The following is a 2,221-nucleotide window of genomic DNA, read 5'->3' as shown; positions in this document are numbered from 1 at the left end:
GGACCCACGGGGTCCCCCCCGACGACGCACACGGGGCACGCCAAACTCGGCCCCACCCACCCCAGCGCCGAATAGCCCGCCCGACTGCGCGCCCTCGCAGGCCTCCGCCGAATCCCCCGGAACTTTCCCAGCCGGGTTCTGTACATCCGTATAACCGCACTGTACGTTCGTATGGCATTCGTTGGCGGAAGCGCCGGTCGCCCTCCGGCGGCCGTGGGTCGCTCGCCTGTTTGAGGAGGCCGGGTTGAGTCGTGTTGCGGTGGTGACCGGCGGCGCGTCGGGATTGGGGCTGTCGATCTGCGAGCATCTGGCTCGCCAGGGCCGGCACGTGGGTGTGCTCGACCTGGATGCCGCGGCCGCGGAGGAAGCTGCTTCCGCCCTGCGTGCGAGCGGAGCAAAAGCCGTCGGGGTCGCGGCCGACGTGTCGGACCGGGCGGCGGTGGACAAGGCGCTGGGAGAGGTACGTGCCGCGCTCGGCCCGATCGAGATACTGGTGACAAGCGCGGGCGTCTCCGGGTTCGTCCCGTTCGAGGAACTGACCGCGGACGTATGGGCGCGGACCCTCGCGGTGAACCTGACCGGCACGTTCAACTGCGTACAGTCCGCGATCGGCGACATGGTCGCGGGCGGCTGGGGTCGCATAGTGACCATCTCGTCGGCGGCGGGGCAGACAGGGGCACTGCGCCAGGTCCACTATTCGGCGTCGAAGGGCGGTGTGATCGCCATGACCAAGACTCTCGCGCTGGAGTACGCCGCGAAGGGGATCACGGTCAACACCATCCCGCCGTTCACCGCGGACACACCCATGATGCGGACGATGCAGGAGTCGAAGTACCTGCCGCCTGCCGAGGTGCTGGCGCGGATGGTTCCCGCGGGCCGGCTGGGCACGGGCGACGACATCGCCGCGGTGTGCGCGTTCTTGTGCACGGACGAGGCGGGCTATGTCACGGGCCAGGTCATCGGTGTCAACGGAGGGGCGGTCACGTGAGCAACCGATTCGATCTCACCGGCCGGGTCGCGGTCATCACGGGCGGCGGCACCGGCATCGGCCGCGGCGCCGCACTCGTTCTCGCGGAAAGCGGTGCGGACGTGGTTCTGGCCGGGCGGCGCCCGGAACCCCTGGAGTCCACTGTCAAGGAGATCCAGGCGCTGGGCCGACGGGCCCTCGCGGTGCCGACCGACGTCACCAGCCCCGAGCAGTGCCAAGAGCTGGTCGGCACCACGCTGCGCGAACTGGGTCGCCTCGACATCCTGGTGAACAACGCGGGCGGCGCGGAGACCAAGTCGATCGCGAAGTGGACCGAAGAGGAGTGGCACCAGGTCGTGGACCTCAACCTGGGCAGCGTCTGGTTCCTCTCCCGCGCCGCCGCGGGGCCCATGCTGGCTCAGGGCAAGGGGGCGATCGTGAACATCTCGTCCGGTGCGAGCCTGCTGTCGATGCCGCAGGCCGCGCCGTACGCGGCGTCCAAGGCCGCCGTGAACAGCCTGACCGGTTCGATGGCCGCGGCCTGGACCGCCAAGGGCATCCGCGTCAACGCCATCGCGGTCGGAGCCGTCCGCGCCGCCACCCTCGTGGACGACCTCGGCCGGTACGGCATCGATCCGGAGACCGTCGGCAAGACGAACGCCTCCGGTCGGCTCGGGGAGCCCGAGGAGATCGGCAACGGCGTCCTGTTCTTCGCGTCCGACGCGTCCAGCTTCTGCTCCGGCCAGACCCTCTACATGCACGGCGGCCCGGGCCCTGCGGGGATCTGATCCCGCGAAACACGGATGTCCCGTGGGTCCGCGCGGAGTTCGCACGGACCCACGCATGACGGCACCTGGAAGACAAGGCGCGGGCCGGCCGCACGGTCGGCGGCCCTCGGACCGGTTGTCACCGCCCCACAGAGCCGGCTCACCGCCCACTTGACACCCCGGCCGGGGCAAACCCGGGAGCGCCTGCTCCGGCCGGGGGTGTGTGCGTGGCGTCGGCCTTGCCGACTGCGCGCACACCGGCCTGCCACGGAATGCAAGCCCGGCCCGGCACCACTCCTCGATCGTGACCGCACCACTGACTCCTCAGACGGAAGGGGCGTCCATGAACAGCGACGACCTGATCTTGATCAGCATCGACGACCACGTGATCGAGCCGCCGGACATGTTCGAGGGCCGGCTGCCCGCCAAGTACGCCGACGACGCCCCGCGCGTGGTGCGCCTCGACAACGGCGCGGACGTCTGGCGG

General features: G+C 70.4%; 2 protein-coding genes. Both read left to right on the top strand.

Going from position 1 to position 2,221, the window contains the following annotated elements:
* The first annotated feature begins 244 nt into the window (after positions 1–244).
* Entirely contained in the window at positions 245–988 is a 744-nt protein-coding gene (locus ACRX5W_RS32235) for an SDR family NAD(P)-dependent oxidoreductase (RefSeq protein ID WP_436791943.1), read from the top strand.
* Positions 985–1,755, top strand: a complete 771-nt coding sequence (locus tag ACRX5W_RS32230) for an SDR family NAD(P)-dependent oxidoreductase (protein ID WP_436791942.1) — start codon at positions 985–987, stop codon at positions 1,753–1,755. The genes ACRX5W_RS32235 and ACRX5W_RS32230 overlap by 4 nt, the downstream gene beginning before the upstream one ends.
* The last annotated feature ends 466 nt before the right edge of the window (positions 1,756–2,221 follow it).

Source organism: Yinghuangia sp. YIM S10712, from assembly GCF_051388935.1.
In the GTDB taxonomy this organism is placed as follows: domain Bacteria; phylum Actinomycetota; class Actinomycetes; order Streptomycetales; family Streptomycetaceae; genus Yinghuangia.
The sequence above is the reverse complement of the archived record's forward strand: the minus strand, read 5'-3'. Positions and strand labels throughout refer to the sequence as shown.